1 protein-coding gene is annotated in these 722 nt (G+C 48.9%); it reads left to right on the top strand.

Annotated features, from left to right (window positions below; translation table 11 throughout):
• Window positions 1-716, top strand: a 716-nt coding sequence (locus R7Q48_RS27275) for an MFS transporter (RefSeq protein WP_318133382.1), incomplete at its 5' end; no start/stop codon positions are given.
• Window positions 717-722: the final 6 nt, after the last annotated feature.

Consider the following 722-nt stretch of genomic DNA (forward strand, 5'->3'; position numbering starts at 1 on the left):
TAATGTTGGAGCAACTGAAATTCGATTTTCGCACCGTATACTTAGTCGCTGGTGGGGTGGGTTTCGTGTTGGTGCTGGTGATGGTGTTTGCTTTTCCAGAGTTTAAAACCGAGGTGCCGCAAAATAAAAAGCTGGTGCTCCGCAAGCGTTACTGGCTCTACTACGCCCTCACTTTTATGAGTGGTGCACGTCGACAGATTTTCACTGTATTTGCGGGCTTCCTGATGGTAGAGAAGTTTGGCTACTCTGCCGCAGACATTACCTTACTGTTTTTGATCAACTACCTGTTTAACTTTTTATTTGCCAAGCGCATTGGCCGTTTTATCGGTGTTGTCGGTGAGCGTAAGGCATTAACGTTTGAATACGTCGGTTTGATTTTCGTCTTTGTGGGATATGGTTTGGTGCAAACGGCGGAATGGGCTGCGGCGCTGTATGTTGTCGACCACTTGTTCTTTGCGCTTGCCTTGGCGATTAAAACGTACTTCCAGAAGATTGCTGATCCGGCCGATATGGCATCGACCGCTGGCGTTGCGTTTACCATCAACCACATCGCAGCGGTGGTGATTCCCGTTACATTCGGGATGATTTGGTTGGTGTCGCCTTCTAGCGTTTTCTACATCGGAGCGGGTATGGCCGCCGTTAGCTTGTTGTTGTCACTCAATATTCCAGCGAAGCCGGAAGAGGGGAACGAAACGCGATTGTTGAGGTGGAGTTAGTGCTCA

Source organism: Vibrio sp. 378 (genome assembly GCF_033339435.1).